The sequence below is a fragment of the Candidatus Uhrbacteria bacterium genome (assembly GCA_016699205.1).
Lineage (GTDB): Bacteria > Patescibacteriota > Patescibacteriia > 2-12-FULL-60-25 > 2-12-FULL-60-25 > CAIXDN01.
This window is the reverse complement of the sequence record CP064964.1, coordinates 997,505-1,015,486: the sequence shown is the minus strand read 5'-3', so window position 1 is coordinate 1,015,486 and position 17,982 is coordinate 997,505. Positions and strand designations below refer to the sequence as shown.

The 17,982-nt window shown below is 51.1% G+C and carries 20 protein-coding genes and 3 tRNA genes; 4 read left to right on the top strand and 19 right to left on the bottom strand.

Annotated features, from left to right (window positions below; genetic code table 11):
• Positions 1-17 precede the first annotated feature (17 nt).
• From IPH19_05170 to IPH19_05160, 3 genes are all read right to left on the bottom strand, one after another.
• Positions 18-251, bottom strand: coding sequence for a hypothetical protein (locus tag IPH19_05170; GenBank protein ID QQR60764.1), 234 nt, complete (start codon positions 249-251; stop codon positions 18-20).
• An 11-nt stretch (positions 252-262) separates the two neighbouring features.
• On the bottom strand, positions 263-1,279 hold the full coding sequence (locus IPH19_05165) for a hypothetical protein (GenBank protein ID QQR60763.1): 1,017 nt from the start codon (positions 1,277-1,279) through the stop codon (positions 263-265).
• 44 nt (positions 1,280-1,323) lie between these two features.
• A tRNA-Val gene (locus IPH19_05160) sits at positions 1,324-1,400 on the bottom strand.
• A 44-nt stretch (positions 1,401-1,444) separates the two neighbouring features.
• On the opposite strand from IPH19_05160, the gene prmC reads away from it, so the two are divergent.
• Complete coding sequence (gene prmC, locus IPH19_05155; GenBank protein ID QQR60762.1) at positions 1,445-2,314, top strand: peptide chain release factor N(5)-glutamine methyltransferase; 870 nt, start codon at positions 1,445-1,447, stop codon at positions 2,312-2,314.
• Here prmC and IPH19_05150 read toward each other — a convergent pair.
• From IPH19_05150 to gyrB, 5 genes are read right to left on the bottom strand one after another with little or no spacing between them, the layout of a single operon-like run.
• On the bottom strand, positions 2,311-3,390 hold the full coding sequence (locus IPH19_05150; protein QQR60761.1) for a DUF3048 domain-containing protein: 1,080 nt from the start codon (positions 3,388-3,390) through the stop codon (positions 2,311-2,313). The two genes, prmC and IPH19_05150, sit on opposite strands and share 4 nt — an antisense overlap.
• 8 nt (positions 3,391-3,398) lie before the next feature.
• Positions 3,399-4,082 (bottom strand): 50S ribosomal protein L25, encoded by a 684-nt coding sequence (locus IPH19_05145; GenBank protein ID QQR60760.1) that lies wholly within the window; start codon positions 4,080-4,082, stop codon positions 3,399-3,401.
• 44 nt (positions 4,083-4,126) lie between these two features.
• A complete protein-coding gene (locus IPH19_05140; GenBank protein QQR60759.1) occupies positions 4,127-4,456 on the bottom strand; it encodes a hypothetical protein in 330 nt (109 codons plus the stop codon).
• 51 nt (positions 4,457-4,507) lie between these two features.
• Positions 4,508-4,912, bottom strand: a complete 405-nt coding sequence (locus IPH19_05135; protein ID QQR60758.1) for a putative ABC transporter permease — start codon at positions 4,910-4,912, stop codon at positions 4,508-4,510.
• A 56-nt stretch (positions 4,913-4,968) separates the two neighbouring features.
• A complete protein-coding gene (gyrB, locus tag IPH19_05130) occupies positions 4,969-7,008 on the bottom strand; it encodes a DNA topoisomerase (ATP-hydrolyzing) subunit B (protein ID QQR60757.1) in 2,040 nt (679 codons plus the stop codon).
• A gap of 83 nt (positions 7,009-7,091) precedes the next feature.
• Here gyrB and IPH19_05125 point away from each other — a divergent pair, with 83 nt between their 5' ends.
• Entirely contained in the window at positions 7,092-7,958 is an 867-nt protein-coding gene (locus IPH19_05125) for a hypothetical protein (GenBank protein ID QQR60756.1), read from the top strand.
• A gap of 9 nt (positions 7,959-7,967) precedes the next feature.
• Complete coding sequence (locus tag IPH19_05120; GenBank protein ID QQR60755.1) at positions 7,968-9,101, top strand: rod shape-determining protein RodA; 1,134 nt, start codon at positions 7,968-7,970, stop codon at positions 9,099-9,101.
• Positions 9,102-9,134: 33 nt separating this feature from the next.
• On the opposite strand, the gene IPH19_05115 is transcribed toward IPH19_05120, so the two are convergent.
• From IPH19_05115 to IPH19_05085, 7 genes are all read right to left on the bottom strand, one after another.
• Positions 9,135-9,210, bottom strand: a tRNA-Thr gene (locus IPH19_05115).
• 1 nt (position 9,211) lies between these two features.
• Positions 9,212-9,286, bottom strand: a tRNA-Gly gene (locus IPH19_05110).
• 63 nt (positions 9,287-9,349) lie between these two features.
• The gene (locus tag IPH19_05105) at positions 9,350-9,919 is read right to left on the bottom strand and encodes a hypothetical protein (GenBank protein ID QQR60754.1); all 570 of its coding nucleotides are present in this window, start codon (positions 9,917-9,919) and stop codon (positions 9,350-9,352) included.
• A gap of 8 nt (positions 9,920-9,927) precedes the next feature.
• The gene (locus IPH19_05100; protein QQR60753.1) at positions 9,928-10,341 is read right to left on the bottom strand and encodes a septum formation initiator family protein; all 414 of its coding nucleotides are present in this window, start codon (positions 10,339-10,341) and stop codon (positions 9,928-9,930) included.
• Between the two features lie 14 nt (positions 10,342-10,355).
• On the bottom strand, positions 10,356-10,880 hold the full coding sequence (locus IPH19_05095) for a PH domain-containing protein (protein QQR60752.1): 525 nt from the start codon (positions 10,878-10,880) through the stop codon (positions 10,356-10,358).
• Between the two features lie 2 nt (positions 10,881-10,882).
• Positions 10,883-12,217: a UDP-N-acetylmuramoyl-L-alanyl-D-glutamate--2,6-diaminopimelate ligase gene (locus tag IPH19_05090; protein QQR60751.1), complete on the bottom strand. Its 1,335-nt coding sequence runs from the start codon at positions 12,215-12,217 to the stop codon at positions 10,883-10,885.
• Between the two features lie 2 nt (positions 12,218-12,219).
• Entirely contained in the window at positions 12,220-12,801 is a 582-nt protein-coding gene (locus tag IPH19_05085) for a CDP-alcohol phosphatidyltransferase family protein (GenBank protein ID QQR60750.1), read from the bottom strand.
• 76 nt (positions 12,802-12,877) lie between these two features.
• On the opposite strand from IPH19_05085, the gene IPH19_05080 reads away from it, so the two are divergent.
• Positions 12,878-14,851 (top strand): hypothetical protein, encoded by a 1,974-nt coding sequence (locus tag IPH19_05080; GenBank protein QQR60749.1) that lies wholly within the window; start codon positions 12,878-12,880, stop codon positions 14,849-14,851.
• On the opposite strand, the gene IPH19_05075 is transcribed toward IPH19_05080, so the two are convergent.
• From IPH19_05075 to IPH19_05060, 4 genes are read right to left on the bottom strand one after another with little or no spacing between them, the layout of a single operon-like run.
• On the bottom strand, positions 14,830-15,864 hold the full coding sequence (locus IPH19_05075; GenBank protein ID QQR60748.1) for a glycosyltransferase family 4 protein: 1,035 nt from the start codon (positions 15,862-15,864) through the stop codon (positions 14,830-14,832). The genes IPH19_05080 and IPH19_05075 overlap by 22 nt on opposite strands.
• Positions 15,846-16,970, bottom strand: a complete 1,125-nt coding sequence (locus tag IPH19_05070; protein QQR60747.1) for a glycosyltransferase family 4 protein — start codon at positions 16,968-16,970, stop codon at positions 15,846-15,848. The genes IPH19_05075 and IPH19_05070 overlap by 19 nt, the downstream gene beginning before the upstream one ends.
• Positions 16,967-17,287 carry a DUF2304 domain-containing protein gene (locus tag IPH19_05065; protein QQR60746.1) on the bottom strand — a complete coding sequence of 107 codons (321 nt, stop codon included), beginning with the start codon at positions 17,285-17,287 and terminating at the stop codon, positions 16,967-16,969. The genes IPH19_05070 and IPH19_05065 overlap by 4 nt, the downstream gene beginning before the upstream one ends.
• Before the next feature lie 6 nt (positions 17,288-17,293).
• Positions 17,294-17,971 carry a glycosyltransferase family 2 protein gene (locus IPH19_05060; protein QQR60745.1) on the bottom strand — a complete coding sequence of 226 codons (678 nt, stop codon included), beginning with the start codon at positions 17,969-17,971 and terminating at the stop codon, positions 17,294-17,296.
• Between the last annotated feature and the right edge of the window lie 11 nt (positions 17,972-17,982).

The following is a 17,982-nucleotide window of genomic DNA, read 5'->3' as shown; positions in this document are numbered from 1 at the left end:
CCGAAGGCGCTTTTTGTCTACTCTGCGGCAAACACCGGATCCATCCAAGCTTGTGGAATCGATGCAACGTTAGCTGCGCCTGGATTAGGGATAATGAACTTCAAACCAACCGCAGCCGCAATCAAAAAAACAATAAAAATACCGCAAGCAACCGGAAAATGATTGCCGGCTTCAAGCACATCCGAACCCATTTTATAAAGAAAATAGGCAAAGATGTGGAGCGCGATCGCGATAACAAGTGCCCAAACCATATAATTCGAACCTACACCAAAATTTGATTCTCGGCAAGAGTATTATCAAACACAACCTTGCCATCGATCTCCAAACGCTCAAAAGCCGGAAAAACATCCACATGATAACGCGTTTTCGTCGGAATCAAACCCGGCTTTTTGTAGACGCCGTGCTTCTCACCAATCGACATATGCAAGCCAAGTACGCGCTCAAAAGCCGTAATATCGTTCACCGGCGTCTTGCGTGAGATAGCCCGATTCATCCCGACACCAAGCTCGCGCACGAGCACGCGTTCTTCCGCACGAATCAAGTCCATAATCTTCTTGAATTCCTCCGGTGCATCCTCGCCAGGAATCAAAATCCCATCGACGACAGTAACCAGAAACGGCTCAAAAAATCGCACGTTAAAATCATCCCCGGCAAAGGCATAAATCCGAAACGAACCATTTACCTTGGACAAATCGCGTGCCTCCGTAAACACTTCGCCAATCGGATACGTACCGCCGATATTTTCCATCCCCGTATAATCGCCGATATTAAGCTTCGCCTCTTCCATTCCACCTTCCCACACGAGTTCAGAATCCTTTCCAATGATCTTCACCGTCGAGGCCTGATCCAAAACCGCCTTTAACCCATGACCTTTTGTCTGCAAATAATTTTGGTCAAAAGCCAACGCGTCGACCCAAGTAGCATACTGGTCTTCTGCCATGCGATTCAAATGGACATGCTCGATACACTTGAGTTTACGCTTAAATAATTCGATACGAATTCGGAATTCATTCAATCGAAAGCTATTCGATTGAACAAGTACAAAAACATCTCCGGGTGAAAGTTCGTCAATCAATTTCAAAATCGATGCGGCATCCGTCTCGGCAAAATCAATAAATCGCCCATCAGGAATCGCCTCGCGATAAGCATCGGCCATGATTTTGGACAAACCGGATTGCAGATCATAAATCACAACCACACGCTCGCTTGGAGCGCGTTTGATGGCACCGGCCAAAATGTCACGAATGTGACCGGCGGCGATGGAAACAAGGTTGGACATATCTACATGGTACAACGAACCCCGCCGTTGGGCGGGGTCATCGATGGTGGACGTTGCAGGATTCGAACCTGCGACCTCACCGATGTGAACGGTGCGCTCTAACCAACTGAGCTAAACGTCCGCAAACGTAGCGGAATAATACGGAATCGAGTAGAATTTGGCAAGATGCCGACCCTGACACTCGCCCTTTGGCTCGCAGACGCAGAAAAGCGTCTGGCGCATGTTCTTAAAGATAAAGACATCGCTCATCAGGACGTCCATTGGATCGCTTCCAAGATTCTTAAACGGGATCGATCCTGGCTCCTGACGCACCGCGATGCAACCCTCAAAACACTTCAGCTCTGGAATCTCAACCGACTCCTACGTCGCCGCTTACGCGATGAACCGCTCGCCTATCTCCTTAATTCCGCTCCTTTCTATGGTCGTGATTTTTACGTCGATAAACGCGTCCTCATCCCTCGTCCGGAAACAGAAGATTTGATAGAAATCGCCCTCCGCCGATTGGAGCATCTCAAGCATCCAACCATTATCGATGTAGGCACCGGCTCAGGAGCCATCAGCATAACCATGGCGCTTGAATCGCATGACGCAACGGTCTTCGCAACCGATCTCTCCAGACGCGCATTAGCCATTGCCAAAAAAAATGCCAAACACCTCAAAGCAAAAATCCATTTTAATAAAGGGAACTTGCTGACCGCAAAACTCCTGAACAAAATCGATACCGACTCCCCGCTCTGTATCCTGGCAAATCTCCCCTACCTTCCTCCAGAAGACAAACGTTCGATGCCTAAAAGCGTAACGAGTTACGAACCATCCATGGCGCTCTTTGCTTCTAACAAAGGTCTAGCGCTTAACGAACGGCTCCTCGCCCAAGCAAGTGAGCATAACGCCGCATTCGTTTTACTTGAGTTCGATCCGCCTCAAGCACCAAAACTCCGCGACATCGCCGCGCGTCTTTTTCCAAACGCTATCATCCGTATCCATCACGACCGCTGCGGACGCGACAGAATTTTAGAAGTCCTGAGAACCGATTAACCGCCAATACCACCAAAAATCGGATCGCTGGTCGTTACTTCAATCCACGTACGTCCGCGCGTAAAAATAAATTCTGTTCCATCTGTCGATTCAAAACGGATCGGCTCGCCAGCTGAGCGGCGCCATCGCAAGACAAAACGCTTTCCATCACGATACGCAACCGCTTCGCCGCTTCCTGTTGTTCGAATACGCAAACGTCCTGTCGTATCAAGAACCTGCTGCTCTGTTTTAAGAACGATAATGTTCTCCGCCTCAACCACAGATCCATCACGATCCTTTTGAGCAACACCGGACAAACTTCTGGCATACACGCCACGCTCCGGATCAAAATCCCATCGAACATTAAATGATCCGCCGTATGGAATACGAACCTCGTCAACGGTACCGCGATCCGTCGAGCTGGCCGCATCCTGAAAATGCCAAGCAACAGGAGCTGTTGAACTTGCGACGCCTTCCTTAACAAGAATCGCATCCATCAACTCATTCTTTGTATAAACATTATGCGGCGCTGATCGCGTATTGTCGCGCCAAAAGCTATTGCCCTGCGCAAATTCATTCACGTCAGTAAATCCGGCCAAAGCAGAAATCTTTTCCAAAGCATCCGGGCTCCCACCAACATGGAAATACGAGGCATTCCAACCATCAGCCCAATCGACATAATAAGGTCGAGCGCTGCGCACCGGACCAATCTGCGGCAAGGTCGTCGATGCAGCAAAGAAGGCCAAGTAACGGGTAATCCCGCCCTCAACAGGCGCCTCAATCACGATGGACGCTTTAGACAAACCAGAAACAGGACGCGCATCCGGATGATTCTCGATCATCACAGATCTTGGAGCCAGCGAAGCTACAGAAGGCGAAACCAAAACACCGTCCAAACGGCGGGCAACTAAAGCCTCTGTCGATGTAGGAACCTGGAAACCAGTATCCGTACCGCCGCTACCTGATGAACGCGTTGCGCCGGACAAAATCAACCAAAGCGCTACCGCACACAACGCGACAACAAAAACGGTTCCGATGGCGATGTGCCAGCGAAACCGTTTTGCGTATCCCAGAACAATCTCGGGATTCAAGTTCATGTGGAAAGTTACTTGGCTTCTGCAGCGGCTTCCTCGGCGGCTTTGGCTTCCTCGGCGGCCTTCTTCAACTCGGCTTCGGACTTCACTTCGCTGACATCGCCGACCTGGCTCTCTTCAAGCTTCTTCAGCTCATCTTCCGTCAACGGACGAGAAACCGTAGCGATCGTAAGTTCAGGATCCGTAGCGAGCTCAACGCCCTTAGGCAATTTGATGTCGGCAACCGTGATCGAGTCCTCGAATGTCGCAAGCTTGGACAAGTCGACTTCAAGCTCATGCGGCAAGTTGGCTGGCAAACAGCGAACCTCGACTTCGTCGAGCGACTTGATAAGCGTACCGGCATCAGCCTTAACCGCATTGGATTCGCCGATAAACTTCAACGGAATCACCGCTTCCATTTCCTGGTCCATACGAACCTGATGGAAATCGATGTGAATCGGTTCCATGGAAAGTGGGTGAACCTGCACTTCCTTGATAACAGCCTTCACCGGAGAAGTCTCACCGACAGTAATGTCGATAAGGCTCGAGTAGCCGGCCTGCTTGAGGACCTTCAAGAACTCCGAGCGAGGCACGGAAACATTCTGGTTGGCCACACCGGAGCCGTACATAACAGCCGGAACGCGCATCTGAGCGAGTTCATCCTTGGAGCGCTTGCCCATGCTGGTACGGGTCTTGGCGGATAATGCGTAAATCATAGTCGAAAAAAGTGCCTAAATCTTACGGAAAAGACCCGATTCCGTCAAGAGGAGCGCTTTAAGAGAGTCTGACAGAGATTTTGGCTCTGTTGACTGATATATTGATATGCTCGAATACACTCATCAGCTCCAACCGGACTCTCGCTAGCGAGTCGAACTGCATCTGCCGCATCCAAATCAGTTACCAAACCCATCGTACTGATCCAGCCTTCATGGTCGCGAATCAGGGCAATCATCGACCGTTTACACGATGGACAGGCGCAATGAAAAAGCCTCCGCTCGCCCTCATCGCGTACCAAGGTCACGGTTTCTTCCGTGTAGGTAGCGTGGCAATGCGGACACTCGACGATCAAGCGCGACTGTCGAAGACTCATACATCCGTTATAGCCCGAAACAAGCATCCCGACAATCGTCTTGTGGACAGATCAACCTACGGCAGAAAAAATAGACGGATGCACAAACCAAATCACGAGCAATGCTAGCAATCCCCAAATCGCCGCATGCCAAAGATCCGTATATCCAAGAAAAGAATTGTCACGAGAATATTTCCAAAGCGGACGCCCGCAAACGCGAGTAACCACAGGTCCGGACAAGCCCTCGATCGTAGCGAGCACGGCCCCGTATCCAATCCACTGAAAAAGAATCGGCCAAGCGGCAAAAGCGGGCTCGAGCAATAAAATAAAGATAACGCCTACACCATAAATAGGAGACAACGGAATCGGTTTCAGCGCATTTCCCATGACCCATCGACGCGCAAACCAGCTCCGATAGCCGCTATCGAGACACCAACCAAAAAATGAGTAGAAAAAAAAGACGGTAATCCAGTACATATTCAAATCATACTCCTAAAAATCAAAAGAGCCTCTACGTGAGAGGCTCTTTTGATTTATACGTCCAAGTTCTTTACATGCTTGGCATTCGTCTGAATGAACTTCTTGCGCGGCGCAACTTCCGAGCCCATCAAGATATCAAGAACTTCATTTGCCTTTTCCGCATCATCAACGGTAACAATCTTCATCATGCGTACCGCCGGATCCATCGTCGTTTCCCAAAGCTGTTCAGGATTCATTTCTCCAAGACCCTTGTAACGCTGGATAGCAACGCCGCCGATCGTTTTCACGACCTCCTCTTCACCATCGACAACCTCTGCCTCTTCCTCGACCTCTTCACTCTTTCCCTTTTTAGCCTTGGCCTTCTCTTCCTTGATCTTCACGAGCTCATCGACAAGTTTATCGCGCTCAGCCTCACTAAACGCGTACTTAATATTCTTGCCCTTGGCGACTCGGAACAATGGCGGTTGAGCAATGTAAACGTGGCCTTTCAAAATCAATTCCGGGAAATAGCGATAGAACAGCGTCAGGAGAAGCGTACGGATATGAGCTCCGTCGACGTCAGCGTCTGTCATGATCACAACTTTGTGATAACGCAGTTTGGACATGTCAAACAATTCACCGACATTCGTGCCCAGAGCAATCACCAAGTTCTTGATCTGCTCGCTCGAAAGCATTTTATCGAGACGAGCGCGCTCGACGTTCAAAATCTTTCCGCGCAAAGGCAGAATCGCCTGAATATCGCGATTGCGTCCCATCTTAGCCGATCCACCGGCAGAGTCTCCCTCAACGATGAAGAGTTCACAGGCTTGCGGATCGCGGTTGGAACAGTCGGCGAGCTTACCAGGCAGCGTCAAACCTTCAAAAGCACCCTTGCGTAGCACGGTGTCGCGAGCAGCACGGGCAGCAGCACGGGCACGCTGCGCAAGGACACACTTCCCAATAATCGCCTCAGCATCTTTCGGATGCTCTTCCAAAAACATCGCAAAGGCATCGCCCATCACCGATTCCGTCGCACCGCGTACTTCCGGCGTACCGAGCTTACCCTTTGTTTGACCTTCAAACTGCGGCTCTGGATAACGGATAGAGATAACCGCCGTCATACCTTCACGCACATCCTCACCCGACAAGTTGTCATCCTTCTCTTTCAAATAACCCTTGGTGCGTGCGTAGCTATTCAAAACGCGCGTTAATGCAGCACGAAACCCTTGGACATGCGTACCGCCTTCCGGGTTGATAATGTTGTTGGTAAATGCGTACAGCGTTTCAACGTAATCATCCGTGTACTGCAAGCCAATCGAAACCTCGGCCTTATCGACCTGTTTCTCAACAAAGAAAATATTTTCGTGTTTTGGCTGCTTCTTATGGTTCAAATGTCGGACATAAGAAGAAACGCCGCCTTCAAAATAAAACGCGTAGGCATCATGCTGACCTTTCTCGCGTTCATCGATCGCAACAAGCTTGATCCCTTTGGTGAGATAACACTGCTGACGATAATGATCGACCACGCGCTGATAATCAAATCGTGTTCCTTCTTTAAAAATTTCAAGATCCGGCTTGAAAATAATCGTCGTTCCATGACGCTTACTTGTACCAATCTTTTTCACTTCACCCTTGGGTTTCCCACGCGAATATTCCTGCTTATACATTCCCCCGTCACGCTCAACGATTGCCTCCAAGTGTTCTGAAAGAGCGTTAACGACTGATGCGCCTACACCGTGCAAACCACCGGAGATCTTATAGCCTGAGTCATCGCCTCCAAACTTACCTCCCGCATGTAGCACGGTAAGAACCGTTTCCAATGCAGAAACCTTTGTCTTCGGATGCTTATCGACCGGAATACCGCGGCCATTATCGGATACGGATACGCGATCATCCGGCAAAAGCGTGACAATAATTTCATCCGCATGTCCGGCCATCGCCTCATCAAATGAGTTGTCGGCAATTTCACGGAGAAGATGGAACAAGCCATCCGGACCTGTTGAGCCGATATACATGCCAGGACGCTTGCGCACCGGATCTAACCCCTCAAGAACGGAGATTTGCTCGGCACCATAGGCGCCCATAATCTTCTTTTTCGGTTCGGATTTGGCCATAAAAGTCCACAAGAGATTAGCATGAAAATCCGGCTCTATCCAGCCATTTCGTCAAGCCTTCGGAAGGGTGCTAAAATAGGCCCATGCCTGACGAACACATCATCGGCTCTGGAATGACCGAGCAAGAACTTCAGCTCGCAAGCTGGTGGGTTCGTAATCGTGAACGCATGCGTTCCATTATTCGTTGGACGCTCATTATCCTCAATATCATCTTCTGGGCTTTTGTACTTTGGTCGCTTCTAGACGCCTACATCATCTCCTATCCGCGTGAAGCCCGTATCCCGCGCATTATCGCGGAAAATCAACTGGCGATTTCTGGCCTCCAAGCAACAACGCCTCAAGCACTGCTCCCCAGCGACGTAACCGTCTTTGAAATTTCCGGCAATCGTAAAGACTTCCTGGTGCAGCTCTCCAACTCCAACGAAACCTGGTGGGCCAGCTTTGACTATCGATTCCGCATCGGCGACTTGATGACCGACGCGCGTAAAGGCTTCATCCTTCCAAAAAGCCAGCGCTACTTAACCGAGCTCGGTTCAAGCATTGACACAACCTCGAGAAATGCCCAGCTCGTTATCGAGAATATCGAGTGGCATCGCGTTGATCCAAACGCCGTCAACAAAGACTACGCCGCCTTTGCAGCCAATCGCCTACAATTTGATTTCTCCGATATCACCTATCGACGCGATCTAACCATTGGCGCGCAAATCGTCGGACAAACATCTTCAACTTTTAGCAATCCAAGCCCATATGGTTACTGGAATGTCGATCTCACCGTTATTCTTTATCGCGGCACGACTCCGGCAGGCGTAACAACCATCGGAAAACAACAGGTTGGCGCAGGATCAAGCCAGCCTCTCATCGTAAATTGGTTCGATAATTTGAGCGGAATCACACGCACGGAAATCTCGGCTTATGTGAACATCCTTGATCCCGAGGCTTACTTTCCGTAAGCTCGCAGAATGGCTCGTCTTTGGGAATATTTAGAACGGCTCGATTGGACGCTCCTCGCAGCGGCTTTTACGTTAGCAGCCGTCGGCTTAGTCGCGATCTACGGTATCGGTGTTTCCCAAGAACCTTCTGACCTCTTTCTTTTCCATAAGCAATTCGTCACCTTTGCGATCGGCGTTGCAACCATCGCCGTCTTGATCTTTCTCGACTACCGCCATCTCCGTTCATACGGGTTGATGCTGTACATCTTTGGCGCCGTACTTTTGGCAGGCGTTCTCTTCTTTGGCGTCCGTATCAACGCAACACAAGGCTGGTTCCGTTTTGGTGCGCTCTCGTTCCAGCCTGTTGAAATCGCTAAAGTAACGCTTGCCGTTTATCTAGCCGCTTTCTTTGTACGCCGTGGGCGAGGCCGCTTATCGTGGACAACCTTCGGCATCAGCTTTGTCGCCACCGGCATCTACGCCGGTCTCGTGCTTCTCCAGCCAGACTTTGGCTCAGCAATGGTTCTTTTCCTCATCTGGGGCATCATGGCGCTCTTTGCGGGTCTTCCACGCCACGCCTGGCTTATTCTACCGCTCGTCTTTATCACCACCGCGGGCATCGTCTGGACATTCGCCCTTCAGCCCTATCAACGAGACCGTATCGAGTCGTTCCTCGATCCGGAACGCGACCCGCGAGGAGCCGGCTATAACGCCATTCAAGCACGTATTGCCATCGGTTCTGGCGGTTGGTTCGGTAAAGGTATCGGCGAGGGCTCCCAAGCCCGCCTACGTTTCCTACCAGCAGCTGCCACGGACTTTATTTTTGCCGTTGTAGGTGAGGAACTTGGTTTAGCCGGCATTATCTTTGTCTTCTTTCTCTTTGGTTTGATCCTCGTGCGGCTCATACGACTCGGCTATGAATCCGAGGATGATTTTGCCGCGCTTATGCTCATGGGTGTCGGCGCCGTTTTCCTCATACACGTCATGGTTAATGCCGGAATGAATTTAGGTCTGATGCCGATTACCGGTATTCCAATGCCCTTCCTCTCTGCCGCCGCCTCTTACATGTTGATCGTCTTTGTCTGTATCGGCCTCGCGGAATCTGTCGCTGTCAGACGTCGAGGACTTGTCGATCAAGCCGCAGGCAAAATGTTGTTCGAGTAAAACAAAACCGCCCCATGAAGGGCGGTTTTGTTATGGAGCCAAAGGCGGGATTTGAACCCGCGACCTCTGCTTTACGAAAGCATTGCTCTACCAACTGAGCTACATCGGCCTGGAGCGGGTAACGGGAATCGAACCCGTCTCTAGTGCTTGGGAAGCACTCATAATAGCCACTATACGATACCCGCACGCAGCTACCCGACTCTCAAATGTGGTCACGATGGTAACAAGCCCCTCAACCTTTGGCAAGCCTAGAAGCGAAGATAACGCTTGGCGCCATCAATACGCGCTTGAAGCGCGGCATCAAAGGCATCACCCGCCTTCGTACGAAGAATTTCCTCTGTAAACGCAGGCTTCAAAAGATACAGCTTGTATTCTGCTTCATCCCAACCAAACTGAGCTTTTAAAAATACCTGAATCTCTTCTGGTGAAGTCGATGTGCCCGCTCGCGAGACCAAATCAGCATACGCGCGGTCAACATCTATCGGCGTGACAACAACATTGGCCTCTTCGGCTAAACCAGCCACAGCCTCAATGCGGATCGCGCGATCCAAAGCTTCCTGACGCTCTGTATCCGTAATATCGCGTACGACTCCGGAATCTGCCGCCATAGGACCGGACAAAAAAGCACGCTGGGCATCCACATGCTCAAGATAGGTTCCGTAGTTGACCGTACGTCCTTGGACCTTGGCCGCCGGAAGCCATCCGCCCACGGCACGAACAATCGGACCCTCGGATTTCCATAGATAAACACTTGCGACAGCGCTGCCAGCAAAAACAGCCAGCAAGATAACGGCGCTGCAAGCAACCAACAACTTCATTCTAGGGTTCATGGGCGTGGAAAAAAATAATCGAGCCAACGTCTCGGGTTACTACGCAAGTCAGGCGCTGCAAGATTCACGGCTGACGTCTGCACATCATCTTGCCAGCTCGCCTGCATACCGTCACTTCCCTGCAGGATAATCACGCGCTCACCCGGCTTACGCAAACCAAGCCGTGTCCGAGCTTCTTTATCGAGCGCCTCATCAGAATCAAGTCTCGCTAATAATTCGACAAGGGAAAGCTTGCGGCCTTCATACTGCTCGATCTGCGCCTGCATTTGATGAATCTCCTGATCCACCTGCCATTCACGATACGTCTCGCGTACCGTCGAAATTCCAACAACAAGGAATAACGTTCCTGAGGCCGCTACAAGTAGTGGCCAACGGGCAATTCCAAGAGCGGAAGTCGCAGATCGCGGCATAGCCGGATTCTACCTTACAGAGGCTTTAACTGGAAACTAGCTGGCGTAGCCGAGTGCTGCGGTCTCGCTTTTTCGATAATCTCTACCAAAACCTCGGGTCGATGGGCTCCGGCAAAAACAATCGTCCCGTGACCATTTGCGCGTAATCGCAAAACACCGGTACGGAACAGTGCATCCCACGGTCCGCGACGCTCGATGCTCACCTGTTCAAGTGCCGAAAGCGGCATCTCACGCACATGGCGTCGCCAAACCCCCGTCTGCTCTACATGGACAATTCGACGATTGGTCACGATCAATACATGCGAATCCCAAGTGATAAAAACACGCAAAGCAAAAGCCGCACCGACAGCGAGCAGCAAACAAAAGATCGCCATGCCAAATGCACCAACTCGAACCAAAGGAAACAAAAAGAAAAACGGAACGGCAATCAAGAGACCGGCCAAAACAAGCGAACCCGCCATCGTACGCAAATGACGGCGCTCTAATAACAGCGTTTGCTCATCTGGTTGAAGCTGAATGACATCGCGTATGCGAAACATAATTACGATTTCTTTAGAGCCTGCTCTATCGCTTCCCTTGCCGTACCAGCTTCATCCCACGGAATCTTCTTTCCGTCAGCGACACAGATCCACGGTTCACAACCCTTACCCGTCATAACAACGAGATCATTCGGTCGTGCCATCGCCATCGCCTGAACAATCGCTTCCTTACGATCCTCGACGAGAAAAAGATTCTCTCCGTCTATTTTACCAGCCTCGCGCGCCCCCGTCGCGACCTGATCGATAATCTCTTGCGGATGATCATCATACGGATCTTCATTGGTCACAATCACGATATCGGCATTTACGGCGGCCAACTGACCCAAAATCGGACGTCTCGCAACATCTCGGCCTCCGCCACAGGAACCAAGCACATGAATCGTTCGCTCGCGCGGAACAGCCTTCAAAGCACGATAGAGCTGCTTGAAGCTTTCCGGCTCCGGCGCATAGTCGACAATCGCCGTCCAAGACTGACCAGCGTCGATACGCTCAAAACGTCCGGGCACGGTCGCAACTCCTTCAAGCTGTTTTGCCGCTTTCTCGAGGTCGACTCCGAGCATACGGCAAACGGCAAGCGCGGCAAGGGCATTAGAAATATTATAATCACCAGGCTGATTCAGACGCACGGGGATGCGCAGGGAAGCATCATCCGCAAGTCTCAAAACAAATCGAGAACCAGTCGCATCAAGAGCGACATCCTCTGCATACAATCCCTGATGATGATCGATGCCATACCACTCCTTCATTTCAACTCCGGGAGCTGCTGCGTAATATTCCGAATACTCGCTATCAGCATTCAATACCGCACCCTTTGGAACCGCTTTCCCTGCAATACGCTTGGCATGGCGCTTGCCAACATGCTCAAACAAGATATGTTTGGCTTTTTTGTAATTCTCAAATCCGCCATGCGCCTCAATATGCTCCGGTGTAAGATTCGTAAACACGCCTACATCGTAAGCAATAGAGAGATGGCGTCCTTGCGCCAAACCCTGCGATGAAGTTTCGATAACCGCATATCGACAGCCAGCATCAACCATCTCACGCATCATTTTTTGCAAAAAGAATCGGCCCGGCATGGTCATTTTAGTCTTATTGATCCATTCTTTTTTTCCGATCTTCATCAACGCTGTCGTCGTACAACCCGCGCCAAAGCCGGATGCTTCAAGGGCACGCGCTAAATAAAAACTCGCCGTTGTTTTGCCGTTTGTCCCAGTCACGCCAATCACAATCAGTTCCTGCGATGGGTTTCGATAAACAACAGCCGAAACACGCGCAAGCATGCGATGGTAAATCGCGAGCAACGGTTCTGGAATCATCGTTTTCAGCCGATGCAGCATAATTAAGGCGTATACGTGATAAGCGACACAATCGCTAGGACAATGGCGAGCGACAAAGTGCCGATCGCTACCGGGACCGCTGTCTCAACCCCAAACAATTTTGCAACGAGAAGCAAGCTGACTCCCAGTACTTGCAAAAACATTTTCAACTTACCGTAATTGTTAGCAGAAGTATATCGACCTTGGCGTTTGCGTATATAAGCGCCCGCGACCAGCATCAGCTCGATAAGAATGATCGTAACAGCAAAAATAATATTCACCTCACGTGCGACAAACAAGACAACCACTGATCCGATGAGCAGCTTATCAGCAACCGGATCAGCCATCGTTCCCCAAAGCGTAATTTGTTTGCGAAGCCGCGCAAGCGATCCATCCCAAGCATCCGTAATGGCTGCTATCAAAAAAAGAATCAGCGACCAAGTCCAAGATTCATACCACAAAGCGCCCAACACGAGCGGGATAAGCAGAATGCGTAGGATGGTGAGGTGATTTGGCCGGACGAACTTTGGCGTAAGTGGCACCAAGGTCCATGCCAAAAGACGATCATGCGGATAGAGCTGAATCGTCTCATTCGTCATCAACATATCTGGCTTCTAGCATACGGAAAAAGTAGAAAAATAGCCAATGTCTGCCATATTTGTTAGGCTCGACAAATCTTTTATGCTCGGAGTTCTCGCCCTTAAAGCAGCCGTCGTTTTTAGCTACGTCTACTTTGGATGGATCTACGGCGAGCGCCTCGGCCGCGGCCGAACAGCCGGCGGAAGATGGCTCGTTGGCGCTTTCGTGCTACTTGCGATCCAATCGCTTTGGCAAAGCGTATTTTATTACCTCAATCTCCAACTCGGTGCCTTCACGGACGCATTATCTCTCGCACTCGCCGTGCTCTGCCTTGGACCGCTCGTCATCAAAACGCATGTAAAAGAATCGGAAGAGCAAAACACGGATCAACCGGCTTGGCTCTGGATTATCGCGACGATCCTTCCTGCTGCATTGGGCACACTTTATATTATTCGCGGCGCCTGGCTCGCGACAACGCTTGATCCAATCCGCACACCCTGGCCCCTGCTCCCCGCTCCCACACTAGCCGCATTTGCCGTCATCGGGCTCGCAGGACTGCTCGCCGCCTGGAAAACACGAGCAACCTGGCCAGCTATCTGCATCTCGGCACTCGGGCTTATTTCCGTTTTATCGATTGGCCCGCTCATCTACGCGAATGGCTTTGGTTTTGACGGATTCTTGCATCGCGCAAGCATGGATATTTTATCGACCACCGGAACCCTCTCCCCAAAACCGCCCTACTACATGGGCTTATACGTTCTTGAGACGTGGTTGGCTCGCCTCTTCTCCGTGCCCATTGTCGATATCGACCGCTGGCTCATGCTCGTCAGCCTGATTCTTTTACCGATCGGTATCTCCTGGACGACGCGTGATCGCAACAAAGCCAACTGGATGTTAGCTGCCAGTCTTCTTGTTATTCCCTTAGCGCCATTCGTCGTAACGACGCCTCAAGCATTTGTCTATCTCATCAGTTTTCTGGCGATCGCATCCGCCCTCGGACGACTTCACCCGATCGCGATCCTCTCACTCGCCGCATGGTCTTTAGCAATTCATCCGCTCGCCGGACTCCCCTTCTTCCTCATCACGCTCGCACTCATGGCGCGCGAAAGAGCTTGGCTCGCAACCCCGCTCGTCATCGCAGCGGGCATCTCTGTACCAGCAGCCTTTGCTTTGCTTGGCGTGATCTCTAACAATCAAGTCACTTGGGATTTAACACGTCTCTTAGATATCGATGCGATACGTTCCGTGCTCAGCCGCTTCCAACCCCCATCCAATCGCGTTGCACTTTGGGCTGATGCTGCCGCACTTATGGAAGTACTTCAGCTGCCTATCATGTTCTTGGCATCGATCTTTGCGATTTGGAAAAACCGCGACGATCGCCGTGAATCCATAATTCTTTTCTCGTCCGCAACATTCCTCGTCATCGCCGGCCTGGTTTTGCAAGCTGCCGGTGAATTCCCCTTCCTGATCGATTACGAGCGCGGCAATTACGCTGATCGCCTCTTTGTCATCGCGAGCCTCATTCTGCTGATTCCTGCTCTCGGCGGGCTAAGCCGCGCACTCGCCCGCATCCCGCGCCTCGGACTCGCACCCGCCCTGCTTTTGCTCGCACTCATTCCCGCCGGAATATCTGCCAACGCCTACACATCCCTTCCTAGGCACGACGCCGCCAACGTAAGTCGCGGTTGGAGCGTCGGGCGCGCCGATATTGAGGCCGCTCGCTGGATCGATCGCGATGCAACCGGCAGCCCTTACACCGTACTCGCCAACCAATCCGTATCCGCAGCCGCTGTTCAAGAGCTTGGATTCAAGCGCTACGCCGGCGAGGTTTTCTTTTATCCGATCCCAACAGGCGGCCCTCTCTATCAAAAATTCCTGGACATCATGGAGATCAATTCCAGTATCGATCCCGTACGCGAAGCCGCTCGATTAGGACAAACAAAACTCGTCTATGTCGTCTTGAATGATTATTGGTGGGATGCCTCCAAAGTCGCGGAACATCTTTCAGCTATGGCAGATAGACAAGAAAGCTTCCGCGACAACCGTGTCCGCGTTTACAGATTTGAAATCAATTGATTAAAGGTTGAGGCGTACGCCACCGGATCATGATTTCTGGCGAGCTCATACATGCGTGAAGCCTGCATCGCATATGATGATGCATGGCGCAGATGAACCACGCTATCAATCCAGGCCGACAAATCTCCTTCCGGACACAAGAGTCCAGCACCATCCAGCGTTTCAGAAACCCCGCCAACATTTGCCGCAATAACAGGCAAGCCAACCGCTGCCGCCTCCAAAATGACCGTCGGCTGATTTTCCGCGATCGTTGATGGCACGAGTAGCGCATCCGCTCGTTTCATCAGCTCAAGGACCTCGGCATTCTCCAATGCCCCGCGATACGTAATCCGAGGATCTCCAGGCATTCCTGGGCCAACCACATCAAGATGCGCTTCAAATGGAAGCTGGGAAAGCAGCTCTTTTGCAAAATCCAAACCCTTTTCCCTTGTCGCACCGACAAGCATAAGCTGCATCGGTTCCTGCGGCATACGCGGGACAAATTCCACCGTCGGAGAAGGATTGGGCAAAATCTCGATCGCCCCCTCATAAAAAAAACCGCGTCGCTTATGTTCATCAGCAAGCCAACGCGTCGGCGAAATAACGAGATCAGGCTTGCCAAATGTCCAACGTCGCAAAAGTGACCATGTCTTTTGCCAAAATGTAATTCGTGAAACATCCACCAGTCTTCCTGATGGCTCAAATAGCTGGACATCGTGCAAAAAATGAACCCAACCGTATCCGCGTCCTTGTATCGCCGATGCCGTACCAAAACCGCATCCCGTCATATTATGAGTCATTAACAAGTCCGGATTCCAACCAATAACCTCTTGCTGAAGAGCGCTCCGTGAAAAAAGATCAAAAAAATGCGCAACCAGTCTTTGTGGCGCAGACTTATCCAGCCAATCGATACGCGGATACCATACACGAACCTCATGCCCGGCCTCGCGTAAAATCGCCATCTGCATCGAGGCGATGCTGGCAGCTCCACCCTTTTGGGGAGGAAAAGAATTCGTTATGACCGCAATGCGCATACATGACGATAAATTTCGCGCAATCGCTCCACATGACGCTCCCAAGAATACTGCTCGGCATGAGCTCGGGCATTTTTTGCCATACGCTCACGCTCTTGTGGATCATGAAGTAAATCACGTAATGCGCCTGCCAACTGCTCCACATCACCAGGCACGACAAGCTTACCCGTCTCATCGCGCTTCACCACCGTTCTCACGCCAGGCAAATCAGACGCAACAACAGGTACACCGCAAGCCTGCGCTTCAAGCGCAACCAAGCCAAATGCTTCAGCAGCACTCGTAGACGGAAACGCAAATACATCCGCTGTTCGATACGCATCAACCAAAGTCTCTTGATCGATTTTGCCCAAAAAATGGACGCGATTCGCAACCCCAAGTTCGCGTGCTCGTATCTCATACGACTCTCGCAAATCTCCTTCCCCAACCAGCAGCAAGTGATCAGCCGGATCAAGCTTGGAAAAAGCTGTAAGCAATTCATGAATTCCCTTAAACGCATGCGCGCGATCCAATCCTCCGACAAACAAAACAACACGGCTTTCCGCCGGAATCATGAAACGTTCTCGCCGATCAGGCCCGGGTGAAAAAACATCCGTATCAACACCAAATGGCAATTCCTCCACACGCTCAGGATGTACACGGAAAATCCCTTTGATGGAGGAATGCTTTGCATAATCAAAACTTGAAACCAAAATGCGGCGAGCAGCCGGCAAAATCCAAGGCTGAACAAGCCAGCGCTGCAAACGGAAGAGGAATCCCTTCCAGCCTCCAGCCGTCGCATCCATATGAAACGTCACGATAATCGGCGGTAAATGCCGATAACTCATCAACAAACCTTCTGCCGTTCCATAATAAGGATAATGAAGATGGATCACGTCGGCTTTCCCAAGGACATCAGCCAAACCGGATAAAGATGAGGCATTCCCAAAACGCCATAATGGCCGCAAGCGTCGCACAAAAGATCTCTCGCCTTCACGCGTATCGATCTCTGGAGCAACCAGCACCGCATCCTCGCCCAATGCACGCAAACCAGCGACCTCGCGCAAAGCGGATCGTCCAATCCCGCCGATTTCCGGCGGCGCGGTACAAGAGACGTGGATGATCTTCATAAATCTTTCAATGCTTCTTCGCGCACGATCTTGGTGAGCTGTCGTTCCAGACGGACATGCGAAACATGCAGCTGAAAAACCAGAACAAATAACAGCACAATACCAAGATACACCACCAAGTCGGCTCCGCGGCCAATACCGACAACATTCGCAATAAAACTGGCCGTATCCGGATACCAAATCACGACCAAACCCCCAACAACGCCAATCGACCACAGCCAGGCTACGGCACCGCTAATCGCTTGCTGCCGATGTCGACGCCAAACCAAAACCAAACTGGCAATGAAAGCGGCACTCAAAACAAGTTGGAATAACATATTCGATTATTGGAACATGCCAAGAAATAAATGCCACACGATACGAAACGCGTCGCTCGTTTGGTTGCCCTTGGCAAGCGTATCTTTTGTGTAAGAGACACGCACAGGCACTTCCATCCAGCGCAAACCGGAGCGGGTCACCAAGCGCAAAATCTCGGAACAATGCGCCATTCGATCCTGCTTAAAATCAACACGACGCGCCGCCTCGGCTGTCATCGCGCGCAAACCGCTCTGCGGATCAGTCATCTGTCTTGGAATTCCAAGAACAAATTGTGAAAACAATTTCCCAGCGATCAAAACCATTCGGCGCACAGGCGGCATTCCTTCAGGATCGATACCTAAAAAACGTGATCCAAATACCACATCCGCTTTTCCCTCTTTGATTGGCGCCACCAACATGGGAATCGCCTGTGGATCTTGCTGGCCATCAGCATCAATATGCACGATCACATCCGCACCTAATTTTAATGCCGCTTCCGTTCCTGTTTTCAAAGCCGCACCCTGACCGCGATTGATCGCATGATGCAAAACCGTGGCAGAAGTTTTTCTCGCTTCTTCCAGTGTCCCATCCTCAGAACCATCGACAATAACAACGATCTGATCAACCATCGGTTGAATACCAGAAATAGCCGCGATAATACGGCTTTTCTCCTTATAAGCAGGGATGACGGCCACAACCTTCATACCCCGACCTT